We start from the raw sequence: 18230 nt of genomic DNA on the forward strand, positions 1-18230 counted from the left end.
AACGGGAGGAAACCAATGAAACACTATCTCAGCACCGTGGCGCTTGGCGCCGCCCTGGCCCTGGCCACGTCATCGGCCTTTGCCCAGACGGTTGGCCCCAAGGGCGAGGCCGCGACACCAACGGCATCGATCATGGTCGAAGATGGAGACCTCGAGACGATCCGCAGCGGCAATCACACCGCTGCGCTTCTTTGGCATGACCAAAGCGATTTCGTAAATGCTGTGACGGCAGGCGCGACCGATGAGCTGGCGCGCGCCGGGATCGAAGTTGTCGCCACTGCAAGCGCCGGGTTCGACGCCGCCAAACAGCGAAGCGATATCGAAACCGCCCTGAGCAAAGACCCGAGCATCATCCTGTCACTCCCCCTTGATCCGGTAACCTCTGCAGCCGCGTTTGAGGAAGCCAAGGAAAACGGCGTGAAGCTGGTGTTCCTGTCCAACGTGCCCTCTGACTATGAACACGCAAAGGATTACGCGGCGATTGTCACCGACGATCTGTTCCAGATGGGCAAGCAGGCTGCAGACGCGCTGGCCGCATCCATGGGCGGGGCGGGCACCGTGGGCTGGATCTACCATGACGCCGACTATTATGTGACCAACCAGCGCGATAACGCCTTCAAGACCACCATTGAAAACGACTACCCGGAAATTTCAATCGTAGCAGAGCAAGGCATCAGCGACCCTGCCCGCGCTGAGGACATTGCCAACGCGATGTTGCTGCGCAACCCTGACATCGGGGGCATCTACGTGACCTGGGCTGGTCCCGCCGAGGGCGTTCTGGCCGCACTTCGGGCAAATGGCAATGACACCACCAAAGTGGTGACGCTTGATCTCTCGGAGCCGGTGGCGCTCGATATGGTTCGGGGCGGCAATGTTGCAGCCATCATTGCCGACGAAGCCTATGAGCTAGGCCGCGCCATGGCCGCAGCTGCGATCCTTGATCTTTTGGGCAAGGACGTCCCTCCATTCGTGGTGGCCCCAGCAGTGACCGTCACCGCTGACAATGTGGCCGAAGGCTGGATGCAATCCTTGCACATCGATGCCCCAAAGAGCGTCACCGGCAACTGATTGCCCGTTTGATCACCCAAGTGATCGCTCTGCGTTTGCCATGGCCTGCGCAGGGCGATTGCCCCAGATCTCCTCACGCGCAGGCGGACCGGGCCCTTCGGCACCCTGCACATGTGGTGCTGCCTTACACACCTGCCCCTTGGCGCCGGTCTTGCGACCGGCCGCAGTCTGAGAGACTAGAATGACCGCCATCAAACAACGCTTCTCCGGGTTCGACTTCCAGCAGACGGTGGTCTATTTCGGCTTCGTCGCGATTTTTCTGTTCTTTGCCATCACGCTCCATGACGACGGGTTCCTGACCCAGCGCAATCTGACCAATATCGTGCTGCAGACCGCCCCTGCGACGATCATGGCGATTGGTCTTGTCTTTGCGCTGAGCGCGGGGGAAATCGACCTTAGCTTTGGTTCCATCGTCGCGGTGTCGGCTCTGACCGTTGCGGTGGTGTTGCGCGAGCATCCTATGATTGTCGGCGTTGCCGCTGGTCTTGGCGTCGGCATTTTGATCGGGGCGCTCAATGGTGCTCTGGTGGCCTATCTCAAGCTGCCCTCTTTCCTAGTGACGCTGGCGACCATGGGGCTCTTTGCCGGGATCGCGCGGTCCATGACCGATCTGCGATCGGTTCCGGTGATGAACGACAGTTTCACCGGCCTCTTTGGCTCGGGCAAGCTGTTCTCGGTCCCATCGCTCCTGATCTGGACCGTCATTGCCGTGGGGCTTGGGCATATCGTCTACCGCCACACACGGTTCGGCGCGCATGTGCTGGCTACCGGTGACAATCCCCGCGCGGCGCAGGTCACAGGGATCAAGGTGCCCCGCGTGCGGCTCTATGTGATGATGATCTGTGGTGGCACCGCAGGGCTGGCGGGGCTGCTTTATGCAGGGCGTCTGCAGGCGGCCAAATACACCCTCGGTGAAAGCGATCTGATGACCGTGATCGCCGCCGTGATCGTCGGGGGGACCGCATTGAAGGGCGGCAAAGGCTCCGTGATCGGCGCCCTCTTGGGCTCGCTCCTGATGGGGATGCTCAACAATGGCCTTATTCTGATGAACCTCAAGGTGTCGGACCAGATGATCGTCCGTGGCCTGATTATCCTGTTGGCCGTTGCCATCTCACTGCGCGACACCAGCCGCTAAGGGAGGAAAAGAAATGTTCCTAGATGTCCTGATCCGCCGCAACCCAAGCTTTATCGAAGCCGCACAGGCCCTGCACCAACAGGGGCTGATCCCGCCGAATTCCTATGTTCTGGACCTCGACAAGGTCGAAAGCAACGCGCGCTACTTTGCCTCCGAAGCCGGAAAACTGGGGCTCAAGACTTTTGCGATGACAAAGCAGGTTGGTCGTCACTCCGGGTTCTGTCAGGCCGTGATGCGCGGCGGGATCGAGAAATCTGTCGCCGTGGATCTGGACTGCGCGGTGTCCTGCGACCGCGCCGGCATGAAGACCGGCCACCTTGGCCATCTGGTCCAGGTGCCCCGCGTGCATGCGGATCTTGCCGCTCGTGACCTGAGACCCGACTATTGGACCGTCTTCAGCAACGACAAGGCCCGAGAGGCCGCAGCAGCCGCGCATCGTGCGGGTCGGGAACAAAACCTGTTGGCGCGCATCCAGACCAGTGGCGACGTGTTTTACCGCGGCCACGAGGGGGGCTTTGTCGCAGAGGATATTTGCGCCGTGGCCGATATGCTGGAGGCGCTTGAGGGCGGGGCATTTGCAGGGATCACCACGTTCCCCGCGCTGCTGTTTGATCAAGACACCCGCAAGGTAAAGTCAACGCCCAATCTCCAGACCCTCGCCAAAGCACGCGAAGCGCTGGCCGCAGCGGGACGCGATCGCATCGAAGTCAACGCACCGGGGACAAACTCCGCTGTGGTGCTCTCGGCCTTGGCCGAAGCGGGCGCCACGCAATGCGAGCCGGGCAACGCCTTGCATGGCACAACCCCTCTGCATGCGGTGGAGGATCTGCCCGAAGATCCGGCTGTGCTCTATCTTACCGAGGTGTCACACAACCATGGCGGCAACGCCTTCTGCTTTGGTGGCGGGCTCTACATCGACCCGGTGTTCCCCAAATATGACGTAAAAGCCCTGGTATCCTCAGAGCCCACTACCGCGGCTTCAGCCCTCGCAAGCGTTGAAATTCCCGATTATTCGGCCATCGACTACTACGGCATGATCGATGCAACAGGCCGCGTGAAACCCAAAACCGGCGATACGGTTGTCTTTGGCTTCCGCGGTCAGGCCTTTGTGACGCGCGCCAATATCGTCGGCCTCTCCGGCGTTTCGCGCGGCACCCCCAAAGTGACCACCATCGAGAATATTTTTGGGCAGGCCGCAGGCTGGCCGGAAAAGGCAATGTCATGAGCAACGAACCCACAGTTCTGTCCCTGAAGAACATCCACAAGGCCTTTGGCGGTGTCATTGCGATACAGGACTTTTCGCTCGATCTCAAAGCTGGGGAAATTGTCGCCCTTGTGGGGGACAACGGAGCGGGGAAATCGACCCTGATCAAGATCATTTCGGGTGTTTACACACCGACTTCCGGCAAGATCGAACTGGATGGCGAGGAGACGAGCTTTGGCGATGCCAGCTCGGCGCGCAGCAAGGGGATCGAGGTCGTCTATCAGGATCTGGCGTTGGCCGATCAGCAACCCGTCTTTATGAACATGTTCCTCGGGCGCGAGCTGACAAAACCGCCCTTTGGCCTGCTCGATAAGGCGCGCATGCGGCAGGAATCTCAGGATCTGGTGGACGAGCTCGATGTCCGCATCCCCTCGGCATCTTCGACGATCAGCGATCTGAGCGGCGGGCAACGTCAGGGGATTGCCATTGCGCGCGCAACCCATTGGGCCAGCAAACTGGTGCTGCTGGATGAACCCACCGCCGCGCTTGGCGTGGCCGAGACGGGCAAGGTCGAGACTCTCATCGAGAGCCTCAAGCGCAAGAACCTCGCGATCCTGATCATCAGCCACAGCCTCGATCAGGTGTTCAAACTTTCTGACCGCATTTGCGTCCTCAGACGCGGCGAACAGATCGGCATTCGCAAAACCGCCGAGACCGACAAGAACGAGATCGTCTCCATGATCACCGGAGTCGCCGGGTAACCTCGGCGTATCTGCGTGGGATGAGTGCGGCGCCTATTGCGCCGTCCAGCCGCCATCGACCGGGATCACGGTGCCGGTGACATTGTGGGCGACTGGCGCACAGAGCCACAGCGCAAGCGCACCGATCTCCGAAGGATCAGAGGTGCGCCGACTGGGTTGTTTTTCCGCCAGCAGATCAGCAATCCCCTTGTCGCGGTCGCCATCAAACTGCGCCGCGCGCGCCTCGACCTGCGGCTCGATGATTGCGGTTTCTGTCCAGCCAGGCCCGATGCAGTTGACGGTGATGCCACCTTCGCGCCTGGAGCCCGCCGCCGCGTATTCCAGCGCAGCCACTTTCGACATGCCCACCAGCCCAAACTTCGAGGCGCAATAGGGCACTTTGGCGACCGAGGCGACAATGCCGTGGACGCTGGCGATATTGATGACCCGGCCATAGCCTTTCTCAGCCATCTTCGGCAAAGCAAGCCGCATGGTGTGAAACGCACCCGAAAGGTTCACTCCGATGATCGCGTCCCACGTCTCGGTGTCGAGGTTAGCAAGCCGCGCGGTTTTCTGGATGCCAGCATTATTGACAAGAATGTCAAGACCGCCCCAGGCGTTGATATCATCCATCATCGCCTCAATAGCCGCGACATCGCGCATATCGGCGTCAAAAAAGCGCGCCTCAGGCGCACCGGCAGCGCGCAGGGCATCAACGGCAGCCTGTGCCTGCGCCGCATCCGTGAGGCCATGCACAGCAATGCGTGCGCCAGCCCCGGCCAAGGCCTCGGCAATGGCCAGCCCGATCCCTTGCACCGACCCCGTGACCAGCGCCGTTTTTCCCCTGAGATCCGTCATGTCGCGATGTCCTTCTTCAGTTCTTCGCGCAGCTCGGTCTTGAGAACCTTGCCGTAGTTGTTCTTGGGCAGGCCCTCGACAAAGTGATAGGCTTTGGGACGTTTGAAACGGGCGATACGATCCAGGCAAAGCGCATCCAGCGCCCCCGACGTCACCGCCCTGCCCGCACACGCGACCACAAAAGCGACCACCACCTCGCCCCATTCGGGGTCGGCAGCGCCGACAACGGCAACCTCATGCACATCGGGATGGCTCAGTAGCACCTCTTCGACCTCGCGCGGGTAGATATTGGATCCACCGGAAATGATCATGTCCTTGGAGCGATCCTGTAGTGTGACATAGCCGTCCGCGTCCATCCGCCCCATGTCCCCGGTCCGGAGCCAGCCCTCGCGAATGGCCTTTGCGGTGGCCTCTGGATTCTGCCAGTAGCCGGGCATCACCGTCGCCCCCTGCACCACGATTTCGCCAATCTCCCCGCGTGGAAGTTCGGCACCGTCCTGATCCACGATCCGCACCTGCACCGCGCTTTGGGCGGTGCCAACGGAATTCAGGCGTTCACGCCAGCGCGGGTGGGCTCGGTCGGCCACGGTGCTGCGAGGCAAAACGGTGATCCCCATCGGGCATTCGCCCTGGCCGTAGATCTGTATGAAGCGCGCGCCCATGACCTCGACTGCGTCGAGAATGTCTGCCTCATACATTGGGCCACCGGCATAGACGATAGTTCTAAGCCCCGCGCCTGTCTCTCCTTTGGCTTTGGCCACATCAACGAGGCGACGCACCATCGTTGGGGCCGCAAACATCGAGATCGGCCCCATGCTCTTGCCCAAGGTCAGGATCTCTGCCGGGTCAAACCCGCCGCTCTCGGGCACGAGATGACGCGCACCGCGCAGGATATGCATGAAATTGTAGATCCCGGCCCCATGCGACATAGGCGCGGCATAAAGAATGGCGTCTTCTGCGCGCACCTCATCCACATCGGCGAAATAGGTGAAGGTCATCGTCGCGAGATTGCCACAGGTGAGGGCGACGCCCTTTGGTTTGCCGGTCGTGCCCGAGGTGTAAAACAGCCAGGCTACATCCGACGGCACGAGGCCCACAGGTGCGGGCATGCGTGCGCCTTTCCGCATCGTCGCAAAATCCGCGCCATCCACAGAGAGCATCTGCCGTCCCTCAAGAAGTGGCGCAAGCCCTACCCCAAGCGCGTCGTCCGAAATCACCAGAGCGGCATCGGTGTCGGCGACAATCCACATTACCTCTTTTGGGTGCAGCTTGGCGTTGATCGGAACCGCCGCTGCGCCCGCATACCAGACACCATAGAGCGTCTCGAGATACTCGGTCCGGTTCGACATGAAAATCGCAACACGCGCACCCGGCCCCACCCCGCGCGCCTCAAGGGCAGCACCGATGGCAGCGGCCGAATAGTCAAAGGCCGCATAGGTCGCCCTCAGCGTTTCTCCGGCGTAGAGCGCCGGTCGGTCGGGATACCGGGTCGCGGTGCGCTTCAACCACTCTGCCGGGTTCATGTCTTGGCTTCCAGGATCGAGCAGTAGTTGGCGACGCCGGAGCCTCCCATGTTGAAGACACAGGCCAGTTCGGCGCCGTCCACCTGCAGGTCTCCGGCCCGCCCCAAGACCTGCTGCGCGGCCAGAACATGCATCGATACGCCGGTGGCTCCGACGGGATGCCCCTTGGCCTTCAATCCGCCCGACAGGTTGACCGGCAGCCGCCCGCCCCGCAGCGTCGCACCGCTCGCGACAAGATCCGCGCCGCGGCCTCGCTCGGCCAGTCCCATCGCCTCGTAGATCATCAACTCGGCGATCGTGAAGCAATCATGCACCTCGGCAAGATCAAGATCGTCGACCGTGATCCCGGCGTGGGTGTAGGCCGCATCAAAGGTGCGTCTGGCCGCGGTCAGCTCTGTCATGTCGCGACGGGACATGGGCAGAAAATCGTTCATCTGCACCGCTGCCCGAAACCCCACCGAGTGATCGAAGTCCCGCGCCATGTCATCGGCAACCATCACCAGCGCCGCCGCTCCATCGGTGATCAGCGAGCAATCCGTCAGCCTGAGCGGCGCTGCGATCATCGGGTTCTTGTCGCTGACCGTGTTGCAGAAATCGAAACTGACATCGCGCTGCATATGCGCCAGCGGGTTGTTCAACGCATTCTGGTGGTTCTTGACCGCAATCTGCGCAAGGGTCTCGGACTGGTCGCCAAAGGCGTCAAAATACCGATCTGCGATGCGCCCAAATATCTGTGGAAAGCTCACGCCCGCTTCCTCTGCGGCGTAGGAGGCCCCGGCCAGCGCTGCGGTCACGCCTTTGGTGTCCAGTTCGGTCATCTTCTCGACGCCCAGTACCAGAACACAGCGCGCTTCACCGGCCCGAATGGCGCTGCGCGCTGCATAGACCGCAGCCGAACCCGACGCACAGGCGTTCTCCACCCGGGTTGCGGGCGTGAAGCGCAACGCATCATCCAGCCCCAGAGCGAGCGAACTTGCAAATGCATCCGGCACCATGCCGTTGTTGAAATGACCAACCCAGATCGCATCGACGTCCTCAGCCGCAACACCGGCAGTTGCGATCGCCTCGGCGGCCGCCTGTTGGATCAACGCCTCGAGCGAAGTGCCGCTATGCACCCCGAATTTTGTGTGCCCCCAGCCAACTATTCTTGCGTCCATACTTGCCTCCCTTGCCTGTGTGGAGGAATACTCCAGCGGGTCCGGGCGTGCGATCCGTGAAACTACGTAACGGGTGACAAGCGATGGAGCCTCTTTCAACACTCGCGTTTGAACGCGCACCGGTCGGCCTCATTTATGCCGAGGACCGGGTGATCAAGCTGTGCAACACGCGGTTCTCCGAGATGTTTGGCTACCGAAAGGCCGAGCTTGAGGGGCATTCCTTATCCAAGCTTTACCCCTCCTCCGACGAGTTTCAGCGCATTGGCCAGATCGGGGTCGAAAAGATGCGCGGCCTTGGACGCTATGCCGATGAACGCATCATGCGCCGCAAGGATGAGAGCCTGTTTTGGTGCCGCGTGCGCGGGCAATCGCTCGCCCCACAAGATCCCTTTGCTCAATCGGTCTGGAGCTTCGCCGATATCTCGGAGAAGCGCCCGGTCACGGAAATGACACGCCGCGAACGGCAGGTGGCCAAGATGTTGGCCGAAGGGCTGACTTCAAAGGAGATTGCCCGTGGCCTCGAGATCAGCCCCCGCACGGTCGAGGTGCATCGCGCCCGGCTGATGGACAAGTTCGGCGCGCGCAACGGGCTTGAGCTGGTCGCCCATCTGGCGGGGCTGCCGCTTGGCGGCACATCCTGAAGCGCGTGTCGATCTGGCGCTACTTTGGGGCGAACAGGATGGACCACCGCTGGCGTAGACGATCCATGCGATCCCTTTGCTGTACCCAAACTGGTCGTCCCCCACTGAAGTGGTCCTCCGCTATGTTTAGTAAAACGGAGGAAACGCATGGCCAACAAGCGACCAAGGCCAGATGAGATAGTCACGAAGTTGCGGAAGATTGAGAAACTGACTGCGCAAGGAATGCGGCTCTGGATGCGATCTGGCAGATTGGCGGGACTGAACAGACCCATTACCGCTGGAATGCAGGTGGATAAAGAAAAGCGTCCAGTGGACGGTATTACCGCCAAACAAGTACGGCGGAAACGGCACTGAGAAATTGAGGGAACTGAAGCGGTTTCAGAAAGAGAATGAGCGGCTTCGCAAAGCTGTTTTTGATCTGACGCTGGACAAGCTTATCTTGGTTCAAGCCGCGAAGGAAGTTTGAAGCGGTTCACGCAGTGATGAACGATCCTGTAGATCTTGCAAGCGCCCAAACCGGCAGAGACCTTGAGCCCCGCTCGTCGCCGTGCTTGCATTGATCGCGTTTGTGGTGAATTGAATGTCTCGGAACGCCATGCGTGCCGCGTTCTGAGACAACACCGATCCACGCAGCGTAGGGTGTCAGTTGGTCGCCTGGAAGAAGAACGATTGGTGGCCGACATGATAGAGCTGACCCGGCAATATGGCCGCTATGGCTATCGTCGGACCGCAGCGTTACTGAGAGATGCAGGCTGGCATGTGAATGACAAGCGCGTCGAAAGACTGTGGCGACGAGAGGGGCTGAAAGTGCCCATGAATAACCAAAGAAGGGGCGGCTCTGGCTGAATGGCTGATCGTGCGTTCGGCTACGGCCGAAACACCGTGATCATGTTTGGTCTCACGACTTTTTGCTTTGCCGGACTGATGACGGAGGGCCTTCCGCACGCTCATCATCATCGACGAATACGGCCGAGAATGTTTGGCAATCCGCGTGGATCGCAAGCTGGACTCTGGCAACGTCATCGATGCGCTGAGCGACCTGTTCATCCTGCGCGGCGTGCCTTCGATTATTCGGTCTGACAATGGCCCGCTCGCAACTGGGCTCGAACCAATGGCGCCCTTAATGGCTCGCTTCGTCGCGCAGGCCGTGCAGGACTGGATCAAAACCGTCGTTGCAAAGACGGCTTACATCGAACCCGGCTCACCCTGAGAGAAAGATTACTGTGAAAGCTTCAACGCCCGGTTCAGGGATGCGTTCTTGAATGGCGAAATCTTCTACAGCCTGCGAGAAGCCCAAATCCTGATCGAAGAATGGAGGAAACACTACAACGACAACTCTGAAACGGGTCTGCATGGACTTTTTTCTGCATCGCAGAAATACGGCTCACAAGAGAGTCGCACGCAATTCATCTGATCCAATGCGGATGGAACAGAAATTTCGCCGCATCTGTCCAAATTTTAGGCATGGCGCCCTATCTTGACGTCGCGCAGCGATGACCTTGGGACAAGAGTGCAATTCTCCCCATCGCGTGTCTGTTTTCGGCTATCGGGTGAAGAGGTCAACAAAAATACCCCGTCGGGGAAGCCGCTGCTCGCGCAAGTCGTGCTTTGGCGATCGCCCTAGGCAACCTCTCGCCGGATCTCGCGGATCAGTGAGAGTAGAAGCGCTTTTGAGACAGGTTTTGCCAGCACATCATCCATGCCCACCGAAAGGTAGTGGCTCAATTGCTCGGGCATCGCATTGCCAGTCACTGCGACAATAAAGCTGGGCTCGCGACCCTTCGCCTGTTCAATGGAACGGATTTTCTGCGTGGTCTCCACGCCATCCATTCGCGGCATCTGAATGTCCATCAAGATGACATCGAAGGAAAACGAATGCACAAGGCCAATGGCCTCTTGCCCACTGGAGACGGATTTGACGCGGTAAGGTGTGGAGGAGAGGAACTTTTCGAGGATCAGCCTGTTGGTACGGTTGTCGTCGACCACAAGCACATCGAGCGCCGGGCCATGAGGCACCGACACCGCGGCTGATGCGGGCTGCGAGAGGAGCTCTTGCGCCCCATTGGCGGGCAGGAGCGGAAGTCTGATTTCAAACGTCGCGCCCTGCGTTCCATCATCAGCCAGTTGCAGGCTGCCTCCCATCAGGTGGCAAAGCTGGCGAGAGATCGAAAGCCCAAGGCCGGTCCCCCCGAATTTGCGCGCATCACCGCCTTCGACCTGCTGGAAGGGCTGAAAGATCATATCCCGCGCCTCGGCGGGTATCCCCGGCCCCGTGTCGCTGACGCGAACCAGCAGGATCGACCCATTTTCGGCCGGTGCGGCTGAAATGGTGACAGCGCCCGTTTCGGTAAATTTGACCGCATTTGATACGAGGTTGTGAACAACCTGACGAAACCGGTGATCATCTCCCAAGATGGCCCGTGGCAGATCATCACGCATCTCGAGTTGCAGACCGATGCCCTTTTCCTTGGCGCGGGCGGAAAACAATGCACGCGCCCCCTCAAGCGCATTGCGCAGTGTGAACGGTTTGGTCTCGAGCGTCATCTTGCCCGCTTCGACTTTTGAAAGGTCAAGGACATCGCCAATCGTTGTCAGCAACACCTGCCCGGAGTCCTCGATAACCTGCAAAAACTCCTGCTGCTCTTCATCGAGCTTGGTTTCCCCCAGAACAGACGCCATGCCCAGCACACCATTCAGCGGTGTGCGGATTTCATGGCTCACATTGGCGAGGAATTGAGTTTTTGCACGGTTTGCGGCCTCCGCCAGCGACAGGGCTTCGCGCAGAGCCTCGGCGGCGCGTTCTCTTTCGGTGATGTCGACCAGAGAAATGCACCAGCCCAGAAGGGGGATCTGGGCTTGGATCGGGCTGTCGATCGGAACTGCTCGCGGGTCAAAGACGCGACCACCCAGCCTGATCGGCCCGGGTTTGCCGAGGCCACCCGCTTTGACAAGATCTCTGACCAGCGGCCCGATCTCGGGCAGTTGCTCTATGGGTTCGCCATAATCCGGAATGCGATCGCCAATCAGCTGTCTTGCGGCCGGGTTGGCACTGACAAACTGTCCGCCTGCATCAACCAGGATCACAGGATCCTGCGTGGCGTAGAACATCAGGGTCCGCCCCTGAGCCGCCGTATCCATCATCGAATTGTTCACCAGCAGCCAGCTCAGTGCGATGAGGGACACCGCAAAGGTGAACGGGGTCGGGTCGAAACCAAACACCGTGACCCCCCACCCGATATAGGCCAGGTTGGCCACAACCGGCGCCGCAGTAATAATAATCAGGGCACCCATGAAGGGCCGAAAGATCTTTTTTGCCTTGAGAAACGCAAAACCGAGCAGACCCAAGGCGATCATCAAAAAGACATAGAGTGTCGCCGCGACCGCAAAAAACAGCGGCCCATGGTCAAAAATGACAAAGCTATCCCCGCCCTCGGTCACAAGGCGGGTGTCCGGTCCATAGAGCAGGTGCGTCCAGTGGTTGGTCACGGCAATCACACTGACAAGGCTCGGAAGGCCGATATAGATCAGCAACCGGAAGGGGCGGCGGGTCCGACAGCTGTTCATCGTGTAGTCGAAGACAAAAAAGCTCCAGGCCACGGGCACGAGAACGATCCCGGGCCAGGCCGCCAATGACCATGCGACCTTGCAAGCTTCGCTTTGCGACGCAAGGTCAAAGATAACAGTGAAGAGCCACCACAACATCGCCGCCAGGGTCAGCACAAAGGAGAGCTGACCTGAAAAAGGAATGTTTCTCGCGATCCGGATCAGAACAATCGAGCAGACCACCCATAGCGAAGCAGCAGCGCCGGAAGCCAAGTTCACGTCTAAGTTCGCAAGACAATTCATAACCTACCTGGGCAGCTTGGGTGTGTCGTCCTGTCGGCGAGGCACTAGAAATACATCGGGCAATCGTAAAGCCGAAAAATACTGGCATTTTATATGACATATGACGGTGAATTTATTGCTGTCGGGTTAAGATTGCGGGCCAATTTTTTTGCTGCAATATGCGCAATAGCCAGTAAAACAAGCGATGTCGACAAAGCGCAGGGCATGACACACAGGATTGGGCCCGGGCTCAAAACCTGAAGATCTGGTACTCTCGACACTCTGCCAGATCCGCGGTCACGGGAGCCAGATATGGCGCAGGTAAACCGGCACATCCATCACGGCCACGATCTCTTCTGAACCATCGAGAATGCCCGCAAGGGCTGGCACGCTGCTGGTCAGGGTCATCTCGCTTACACGATCCATTTCCAGTGGCACGCATTTCACCAGATCAACCATCTGCTCGATCCGATAGATCCGCGAAAACTCGGGCGTGGTTGCTGAATGCGGAAACACCTCGTCGGGGCCCCAAATCGGGGTGCCTGCCGTGTATCCCAGCCGAAAGTCGAGCGACTGCGCCTCGGCCACATGCATCTTCCACGTATCAATACTGGTGCGCGCGCCATTTTCTGCACCGATGAGCTGCGTTTGACGCGACACCTCGGCCGCGACACTGACGCCATAAGGATCGACCTCTGGCGTGGTCGAGTAGATGCGCAGGACAAAAAGGCGAACCTCATCGCCTTCAACTTTTCTGGCCATGCCGACCAAAACGATCGCATGACGCGTCGCAGGGCTGAGCGGTTGGCCTTCGCCGTCCAATTGCAGTTTGGAGTCTGCAAAAACGAACAGAATATTGGCGCCTGTCACCGGCCCAGCGGGAAACGGCATCGAAACCCACCCTTTGGGCAAAAGGTGCTGAACACCCGCGGCAGGAGCGTTAATGGCCACTATGACCCGGTGATCAATATTGAAGCCGACTGGCGTCTCGGCACTGGCTGGCGTGCGCGGCCCAAGGAGAAAAACAACCACAAGGACACAAATCAACAGATGCAGCAGACGTCGTATCATGTCGAACTTTCTCCCTGAGCTTGAGACGGAACACCGCGTGATGCTAGACTCGGCTCACACAATATGGCTCTATTTATGGGCTATCAAATCAACTTCCGCGCTCGCTTGAGCAGCTAATGACAGCACGGTTTTTTCACCGATGGATGGCTTTGATGCAGATCAGAGACCGCATAAAGTGTATTTGATAACGTTGACCCTGTCACGGGCGCGCTTCGCACAAAGCGCTCTTGGAACACAAAACTATCAGTGTGGGTTTTTGAATGAGGAGATTTCGCCGACCACCGTGTCAGAGCCCAGACCCTCTCACGTTCGGCAAACCGGCTGCGCAACAGCCCCTGTCGTCCACAGGTTGGCGGGTTTCAACGCAGCCCACAGGTATTGCATGCAGAAGAAACGGAACAGCCACATGAAACACATATTGCTCGCCGTGCTGGCGTCGATTTGCCTGGTATTTGCACCGGGCAAGATCATGGCCGATAGCGCGGAAATTGAGATCACCGCAGCCTACAGAGAGCGTATCGCGCTGCCGCCGGATGCCATTCTGGAGGTTGAGCTACTGGATGTATCACGCGCCGATGCGCCCTCGATCCGGCTTTCTTCGCAGCGTTTCAAGATGGATCGCGTGCCGCTCTCGGTCACGCTGCACTATGACGCAGACATCATTGATGCGCGGATGAGCTATACGATCTCGGCGCGTATCCTGTCGGGCGACACCGTCTTGTTTCGCACGACATCGGCCTACCCGGTCCTCACGCGCGACTTTCCTGCGCAGGCGGATCTTGTGCTGCACATGATGCCCCGGACCCCCTGAGGCATTTTCCCTCAGGGCCAGCTCCCGCGTGTTTGGGTGAGTTGTTCCTAGTCCTAAGAACGCCTTCATCGAAGAACTGGCGGCAGGCACGACCCGAGCGCATTCCGAGCGCATTTGCTGCTGTGGCCTTCGGCGCGCGTGATCCCGTCGAGGGCTCCGACCTGTTTCAGGTGGTCTTTGGTCCCAAATTCCAGATGACAAGCCCCGCCACCACCAACACCAGCGCGAGGAGGTCCGAGGGCTGTGGAACCTGGCCCAGCACCGGGATCGCTAATAGGGTCGCAACACCGGGGGTGAGGGCCGACAGAACAGAGGCCCGCCCACCAATTAGCCGGAGCGCGCGGCTGAAGGCATACATGGAAATCAATCCCGAGATAATGCCCTGAAAAGCAGCCTGAAAGGCAATGTCGACCCAATGCGCTGCACCAATATTGGAGAGATCCAAAGCGATCCAGAGCGGCAACAGCCAGACCGCTGACACCGCGCCTACGATGGCCGTCGCGAGGACAGCGGGGATCTCATAGGCGCGGAGCGTCACGGTGAAGCACGCCCAACAAAGCGCTCCCAACAAAAAGAGCAAATGCCCGGTCCCCATGCCCTGCGCCGGCAGCGGCCGCCCTGCCCCAGTGAGGATCGTGGTTGCCCCGGCAAGAACAAGCATCAGGGCAAGGGCCTTTCGTTTGCGAAGACGCTGTCCCAAAAACACATAGGCCAGGACCGCGGCAAAAACCGGCATGAGGCCGGGAACCATCGCCCCTGCATGGGTGACGGGCGCATAGCCCAGGCCATGGCCAACCAGAAGCGTAAAAGGCGCCCCGTAAGCCGATAGGATCAAACCGCGTTTCACGCCCAATTGCACAATCTGATCCCGGCTGCGCCAAAGCAATGGAGCCAAAAGCACCGCAGGGATCACCGCGCGTAAGGCCGCAAGATCCACCACCGATAGCGCGGTCGTGCGACCCGATGAGGTCAGCACCAGCCAACTTGCCCAAATCAAGACAGCAAGCGACATCCAGGCATAACCCGCAAGCGTCGCGCGCCTCTCAGCGGGTGCAGCCGCATGGCGATCCGCATCATGCGACAGCGCCACCGCAGGCGTCGCGCGCCCCATCGGCTGCAGCCTTGATATGATCCGACGTAGTTTTGACATGCGGCCTGCCCTTCTGGTCGGCGCGCAAGAAGGGCGCCGACACATGTGGAGATCAGTTTGGTGGCGAAAAGGTCAGCCCTGTTCAGCGCGAATGGTACTGACCTGCCGACCCTCCAATCCCCAGTTTTCAAGCGGCACCTCGTCGATGACAACAAACGTAGTGGCCGGGTTCTTGCCAAGAACACTAGCAAGAAGATCCGTCACGCCCGCAACCAGTTTTTGCTTTTCCTCGGTCGAGGGCCCGGTCCCATTGGGGCCGCCCTCTTGGGTCACCTTGATATTCACATAGGGCATTGTCTCAGTCCTTTCTTTCCACAAATGAGAAGACTTTGGTGAGGACGCGCCAGCCTTGATCGCTGTGGATGATCGTCAGCAAATCCTGGTAATTGCGGCCCATCATCGTCATCCGCGCCTCGATGATGCCGATGCGCGCGCCTTTGAAGGTGATCCGTTCGATCACCTCCTCTCGGGCGTCACCACGGGAGGCAGGCGGCGTGCGCGCATCGATCCGCGCCATATAGGCTTCGAGCCCCATGTGCTCGTAGGTGCCCTCAGTTGCGTTCACATAGGCAAGATCAGGGTGGAAAACAGTGCGCAAGACGTCACTGTCGGAGTGGTAAAGCCCTTCAAAATAGCGCGTCATGAGGTCTTGGACTTCGGCATCAGGGGAGTTGCTCATCCTGCGACACCTCGCTGATCTGACAGGGGTGGCGAAACGACAGAGTCCTTGAGGCGGGCTTTTGGACCTGCGCTGGCGCGGCCGTGATCCGGGCATTTGGAGTTGAGTGTCATGAGATGCTCCGTATTGGCGTCTCTCCCGATCTAACGAGGGAGACCGCCTGAAGATAACATCGAGTTTTCACACTCATGATCTGATTTTTGGATCAACTGAATGCGCATCCGACCCTTACAGGTGCAAAACTGCCCTGCGCGGGAAGGAGGGCCAAAACGCTCGAGCAGGCTGATCGCCCGCGTGCCGTTGCGTTGCAGTAAGGTCGCTCACGGCGCACAGGAATGATCCAGTTCTACCACAATCTCCCGTGCCGCGCGGGTTTAGCCGTCTTGGATACCCCCGCGTCCAAGATCGTCCCAGATCCGCGACACGACTTTACCCATGGGGCGGTCCCGGCGCCTGATGGCGAAGATCTCCGTGTGGCGCGGGGGATAGCCCTCGATCGCGAGGGGCACCAACGCGCCCGTCTTGAGTTCATCGCGGATCAGATGCTCTGGTATTCCGCCCCATCCAAGGCCCGCCTTGATGATCGAGATCTTGGCTTGGAAATCCGAAACCGTCCAGCGCTGCCCCCCCGAAAGCAGATCGCGGCTTTGGTCATACTCCTTGCCCCCCGTCCCCGAGACGACAACCTGCGTGTAGCTTTGCATCTCGCGGCGCGATTTGACGCGCGCAGGGTCTGCTGCGGGAAACGCCGGACTGGCCACGGGACGGATGGTGATGGTTCCAACCGGTCGCGTTTCGACCTCATCGATTGGCACGTCGTCCAGCCCGGCAATAATCAGATCGGCCTCACCACTCATGAGACGCGCCAGCGGTCCCCCCATCATCTCGGTTACCAGCTTGATATGTGTGGCAGGAAAGGCGCGCCCCACCTCCCCCAAAAGGGTCAGGATCGGATCAAGCGACATCGTTGCAGTGATCACAATCGAGACCAGAGGCTCCTGCTCGCTGCGCAGCCCCGCCGCCACGGTCTTCAGACCGTTGACCTGTTCCAGAACCCGCGTCACCTCGCGATAAAAGACCTCGCCCTCCGGGGACAATCTGGGCCGATAAGTGTCCCGCGAGAAGAGGTCGAACCCCAGTTCATCCTCAAGTTTCTTGATTTGATGGCTCACGGCGGATTGCGCCTTGTTCAGCCGATCCGCCGCCGCCCGGAAAGTTCCGGAAGCCACAATCGCGTCGAGGGCAATGAGCTGATCCAATGTCATGGGGCACCTATATGATCTTATTTTTCGATCATAATCATGAGAACTCAATATTATCAATCGTTGATCTCCGGCGACATAAGCATGGAGGACATCCCAATGAGGAACGGGGTCAGCTCCGTTGCCAGACGTGATGTCGCATGCAGGGCACCCCGGCCAGCCAGCTCGGCCCACCCTAGAAGGAGAAAACAATGGTGAAGATAGCTATCGTCTACCACAGCGGCTATGGCCACACGGCAGTACAGGCCAAAGCGGTCTACCGAGGCGCCAATGAGGTTGCCGGCGCAGAGGTCTCTCTGATCCCGGTCGAAGACTATGCGCAAAACTGGGAGATTATTGACGCCGCCGATGCGATCGTCTTTGGCTCCCCCACGTATTTTGGCAGCGCGTCTGCCCAATTCAAATCGTTTCTGGACGAGACCTCCGGCCGCTGGCTCGAAGGGCGCTGGGTCAACAAGCTGGCAGCGGGGTTCACAAATTCGGCGGGGATGAGCGGCGACAAGCTGGCAACGCTCCAGCAGATCAACCATTTTGCCATGCAACATGGCATGATCTGGGTCGGACTTGGCTTGCCGCCTGGAAACAACACCAGCACGGGCTCGCCCGAGGATCTCAATCGTCTTGGTGGGTTCATGGGCGCGATGTCGCAAGCGGATGCGGATGTCGGACCCGAAGTGGCGCCTGCGGGTTCGGACCTGAGGACCGCAGAATACCTGGGCCGCCGGGTCGCCGAAACCGCGCTTCGCTGGCAGGCAGGCGCTGCGACCTGAAGCCGCGTCCCGCAGCCCCCACATACCGCTTCGTTCTGTCACAACAAAACAGCCAACAGGCACCTGCCGAGGCCCAGAGGTTCGGGCCTCGGCGTTCGCTTGAAAGGACCCCGCGCAATGACCTCATCCGTCATCACCTTATGCCTGGTATTTGGCTCCGGGGTTCTCGCATTCAGGACCTTCGCACCGCAAAGCGATGTGCAAACGAAACGCGAGACCAATTGCCGCCGCGCCAAGGCACGGCACGCAACGGATAATCTGCTGCGCCGCGCGGGCCGGTTGGGATAGCAGCACGGCCCTCAGTCACCGATGACGCCTCGCTCAGGGCCGCATTGG

Annotated in this window: 18 protein-coding genes and 1 pseudogene; 9 read left to right on the forward strand and 10 right to left on the reverse strand. The window is 59.5% G+C overall.

Translation table 11 applies throughout. The features are described 5' to 3' along the window. Positions 1–15: 15 nt before the first annotated feature. Positions 16–1068 (forward strand): substrate-binding domain-containing protein, encoded by a 1053-nt coding sequence (locus tag ACZ1HH_RS16230; protein ID WP_168610424.1) that lies wholly within the window; start codon positions 16–18, stop codon positions 1066–1068. A 12-nt stretch (positions 1069–1080) separates the two neighbouring features. Here the strand turns inward: ACZ1HH_RS16230 and ACZ1HH_RS16235 are convergent, their stop codons facing one another. After that, positions 1081–1260, reverse strand: coding sequence for a hypothetical protein (locus tag ACZ1HH_RS16235; protein WP_472635348.1), 180 nt, complete (start codon positions 1258–1260; stop codon positions 1081–1083). Between ACZ1HH_RS16235 and ACZ1HH_RS16240 the strand changes: the two genes are divergently transcribed. The 3 genes from ACZ1HH_RS16240 to ACZ1HH_RS16250 are packed head-to-tail and all read left to right on the forward strand — an operon-like array spanning position 1250 to position 4168. Further along, positions 1250–2203, forward strand: coding sequence for an ABC transporter permease (locus ACZ1HH_RS16240; protein ID WP_011536884.1), 954 nt, complete (start codon positions 1250–1252; stop codon positions 2201–2203). The two genes, ACZ1HH_RS16235 and ACZ1HH_RS16240, sit on opposite strands and share 11 nt — an antisense overlap. A 13-nt stretch (positions 2204–2216) precedes the next feature. Continuing rightward, a complete protein-coding gene (locus ACZ1HH_RS16245) occupies positions 2217–3428 on the forward strand; it encodes an alanine racemase (protein WP_472635349.1) in 1212 nt (403 codons plus the stop codon). Continuing rightward, positions 3425–4168, forward strand: a complete 744-nt coding sequence (locus ACZ1HH_RS16250; RefSeq protein WP_472635350.1) for an ATP-binding cassette domain-containing protein — start codon at positions 3425–3427, stop codon at positions 4166–4168. Before ACZ1HH_RS16245 ends, ACZ1HH_RS16250 begins: the two co-directional genes overlap by 4 nt. Positions 4169–4201: 33 nt before the next feature. On the opposite strand, the gene ACZ1HH_RS16255 is transcribed toward ACZ1HH_RS16250, so the two are convergent. Genes ACZ1HH_RS16255 through ACZ1HH_RS16265 form a run of 3 tightly spaced genes read right to left on the reverse strand, consistent with a single transcriptional unit; the run spans position 4202 to position 7721 of the window. Beyond that, positions 4202–5005 (reverse strand): 3-hydroxybutyrate dehydrogenase, encoded by an 804-nt coding sequence (locus ACZ1HH_RS16255; protein ID WP_472635351.1) that lies wholly within the window; start codon positions 5003–5005, stop codon positions 4202–4204. Beyond that, entirely contained in the window at positions 5002–6528 is a 1527-nt protein-coding gene (locus ACZ1HH_RS16260; RefSeq protein WP_472635352.1) for an AMP-binding protein, read from the reverse strand. The genes ACZ1HH_RS16255 and ACZ1HH_RS16260 overlap by 4 nt, the downstream gene beginning before the upstream one ends. Continuing rightward, positions 6525–7721 (reverse strand): acetyl-CoA acetyltransferase, encoded by a 1197-nt coding sequence (locus ACZ1HH_RS16265; RefSeq protein WP_472635625.1) that lies wholly within the window; start codon positions 7719–7721, stop codon positions 6525–6527. Before ACZ1HH_RS16265 ends, ACZ1HH_RS16260 begins: the two co-directional genes overlap by 4 nt. A gap of 47 nt (positions 7722–7768) precedes the next feature. Here ACZ1HH_RS16265 and ACZ1HH_RS16270 point away from each other — a divergent pair, with 47 nt between their 5' ends. After that, positions 7769–8326, forward strand: coding sequence for a LuxR C-terminal-related transcriptional regulator (locus tag ACZ1HH_RS16270; RefSeq protein ID WP_472635353.1), 558 nt, complete (start codon positions 7769–7771; stop codon positions 8324–8326). Between the two features lie 147 nt (positions 8327–8473). Next, positions 8474–9656, forward strand: a pseudogene (locus ACZ1HH_RS16275) (IS3 family transposase); the annotation flags it as partial. 290 nt (positions 9657–9946) lie between these two features. Here the strand turns inward: ACZ1HH_RS16275 and ACZ1HH_RS16280 are convergent. After that, positions 9947–12148, reverse strand: a complete 2202-nt coding sequence (locus tag ACZ1HH_RS16280) for a histidine kinase N-terminal 7TM domain-containing protein (RefSeq protein WP_487320516.1) — start codon at positions 12146–12148, stop codon at positions 9947–9949. 300 nt (positions 12149–12448) lie between these two features. Next, the gene (locus ACZ1HH_RS16285) at positions 12449–13042 is read right to left on the reverse strand and encodes a hypothetical protein (protein WP_472635354.1); all 594 of its coding nucleotides are present in this window, start codon (positions 13040–13042) and stop codon (positions 12449–12451) included. 24 nt (positions 13043–13066) lie between these two features. Between ACZ1HH_RS16285 and ACZ1HH_RS16290 the strand changes: the two genes are divergently transcribed. Together ACZ1HH_RS16290 and ACZ1HH_RS16295 are read left to right on the forward strand one after the other, a co-directional pair. Next, a complete protein-coding gene (locus ACZ1HH_RS16290) occupies positions 13067–13240 on the forward strand; it encodes a hypothetical protein (RefSeq protein WP_472635355.1) in 174 nt (57 codons plus the stop codon). Positions 13241–13628: 388 nt separating this feature from the next. Continuing rightward, a complete protein-coding gene (locus ACZ1HH_RS16295; protein ID WP_472635356.1) occupies positions 13629–14033 on the forward strand; it encodes a YbaY family lipoprotein in 405 nt (134 codons plus the stop codon). 166 nt (positions 14034–14199) lie between these two features. On the opposite strand, the gene ACZ1HH_RS16300 is transcribed toward ACZ1HH_RS16295, so the two are convergent. The 4 genes from ACZ1HH_RS16300 to ACZ1HH_RS16315 all read right to left on the reverse strand — a co-directional run bounded on the left by ACZ1HH_RS16300 (position 14200) and on the right by ACZ1HH_RS16315 (position 17127). Then, the gene (locus ACZ1HH_RS16300; protein ID WP_472635357.1) at positions 14200–15183 is read right to left on the reverse strand and encodes a DMT family transporter; all 984 of its coding nucleotides are present in this window, start codon (positions 15181–15183) and stop codon (positions 14200–14202) included. A 72-nt stretch (positions 15184–15255) separates the two neighbouring features. Beyond that, positions 15256–15477 carry a tautomerase family protein gene (locus ACZ1HH_RS16305; RefSeq protein WP_011536898.1) on the reverse strand — a complete coding sequence of 74 codons (222 nt, stop codon included), beginning with the start codon at positions 15475–15477 and terminating at the stop codon, positions 15256–15258. A 4-nt stretch (positions 15478–15481) separates the two neighbouring features. Further along, the gene (locus tag ACZ1HH_RS16310; RefSeq protein ID WP_472635358.1) at positions 15482–15862 is read right to left on the reverse strand and encodes a nuclear transport factor 2 family protein; all 381 of its coding nucleotides are present in this window, start codon (positions 15860–15862) and stop codon (positions 15482–15484) included. 374 nt (positions 15863–16236) lie between these two features. Beyond that, complete coding sequence (locus ACZ1HH_RS16315; protein ID WP_472635359.1) at positions 16237–17127, reverse strand: LysR family transcriptional regulator; 891 nt, start codon at positions 17125–17127, stop codon at positions 16237–16239. Between the two features lie 188 nt (positions 17128–17315). Between ACZ1HH_RS16315 and ACZ1HH_RS16320 the strand changes: the two genes are divergently transcribed. Next, the gene (locus ACZ1HH_RS16320) at positions 17316–17894 is read left to right on the forward strand and encodes a flavodoxin family protein (protein WP_011536901.1); all 579 of its coding nucleotides are present in this window, start codon (positions 17316–17318) and stop codon (positions 17892–17894) included. Positions 17895–18230: the final 336 nt, after the last annotated feature.

Source organism: Epibacterium sp. HA2-3 (genome assembly GCF_055693725.2).

Excerpts from the sequence above, each read along its gene's own strand:
- ACZ1HH_RS16300 (WP_472635357.1), bottom strand. The coding sequence starts at position 15,183 with ATGTCAAAACTACGTCGGATCATATCAAGGCTGCAGCCGATGGGGCGC.
- ACZ1HH_RS16295 (WP_472635356.1), top strand. The coding sequence starts at position 13,629 with ATGAAACACATATTGCTCGCCGTGCTGGCGTCGATTTGCCTGGTATTT.
- ACZ1HH_RS16255 (WP_472635351.1), bottom strand. The coding sequence starts at position 5,005 with ATGACGGATCTCAGGGGAAAAACGGCGCTGGTCACGGGGTCGGTGCAA.
- ACZ1HH_RS16320 (WP_011536901.1), top strand. The coding sequence starts at position 17,316 with ATGGTGAAGATAGCTATCGTCTACCACAGCGGCTATGGCCACACGGCA.
- ACZ1HH_RS16235 (WP_472635348.1), bottom strand. The coding sequence starts at position 1,260 with ATGGCGGTCATTCTAGTCTCTCAGACTGCGGCCGGTCGCAAGACCGGC.
- ACZ1HH_RS16285 (WP_472635354.1), bottom strand. The coding sequence starts at position 13,042 with ATGCCGTTTCCCGCTGGGCCGGTGACAGGCGCCAATATTCTGTTCGTT.
- ACZ1HH_RS16230 (WP_168610424.1), top strand. The coding sequence starts at position 16 with ATGAAACACTATCTCAGCACCGTGGCGCTTGGCGCCGCCCTGGCCCTG.
- ACZ1HH_RS16245 (WP_472635349.1), top strand. The coding sequence starts at position 2,217 with ATGTTCCTAGATGTCCTGATCCGCCGCAACCCAAGCTTTATCGAAGCC.
- ACZ1HH_RS16310 (WP_472635358.1), bottom strand. The coding sequence starts at position 15,862 with ATGAGCAACTCCCCTGATGCCGAAGTCCAAGACCTCATGACGCGCTAT.
- ACZ1HH_RS16260 (WP_472635352.1), bottom strand. The coding sequence starts at position 6,528 with ATGAACCCGGCAGAGTGGTTGAAGCGCACCGCGACCCGGTATCCCGAC.
- ACZ1HH_RS16250 (WP_472635350.1), top strand. The coding sequence starts at position 3,425 with ATGAGCAACGAACCCACAGTTCTGTCCCTGAAGAACATCCACAAGGCC.
- ACZ1HH_RS16315 (WP_472635359.1), bottom strand. The coding sequence starts at position 17,127 with ATGACATTGGATCAGCTCATTGCCCTCGACGCGATTGTGGCTTCCGGA.
- ACZ1HH_RS16270 (WP_472635353.1), top strand. The coding sequence starts at position 7,769 with ATGGAGCCTCTTTCAACACTCGCGTTTGAACGCGCACCGGTCGGCCTC.
- ACZ1HH_RS16305 (WP_011536898.1), bottom strand. The coding sequence starts at position 15,477 with ATGCCCTATGTGAATATCAAGGTGACCCAAGAGGGCGGCCCCAATGGG.
- ACZ1HH_RS16240 (WP_011536884.1), top strand. The coding sequence starts at position 1,250 with ATGACCGCCATCAAACAACGCTTCTCCGGGTTCGACTTCCAGCAGACG.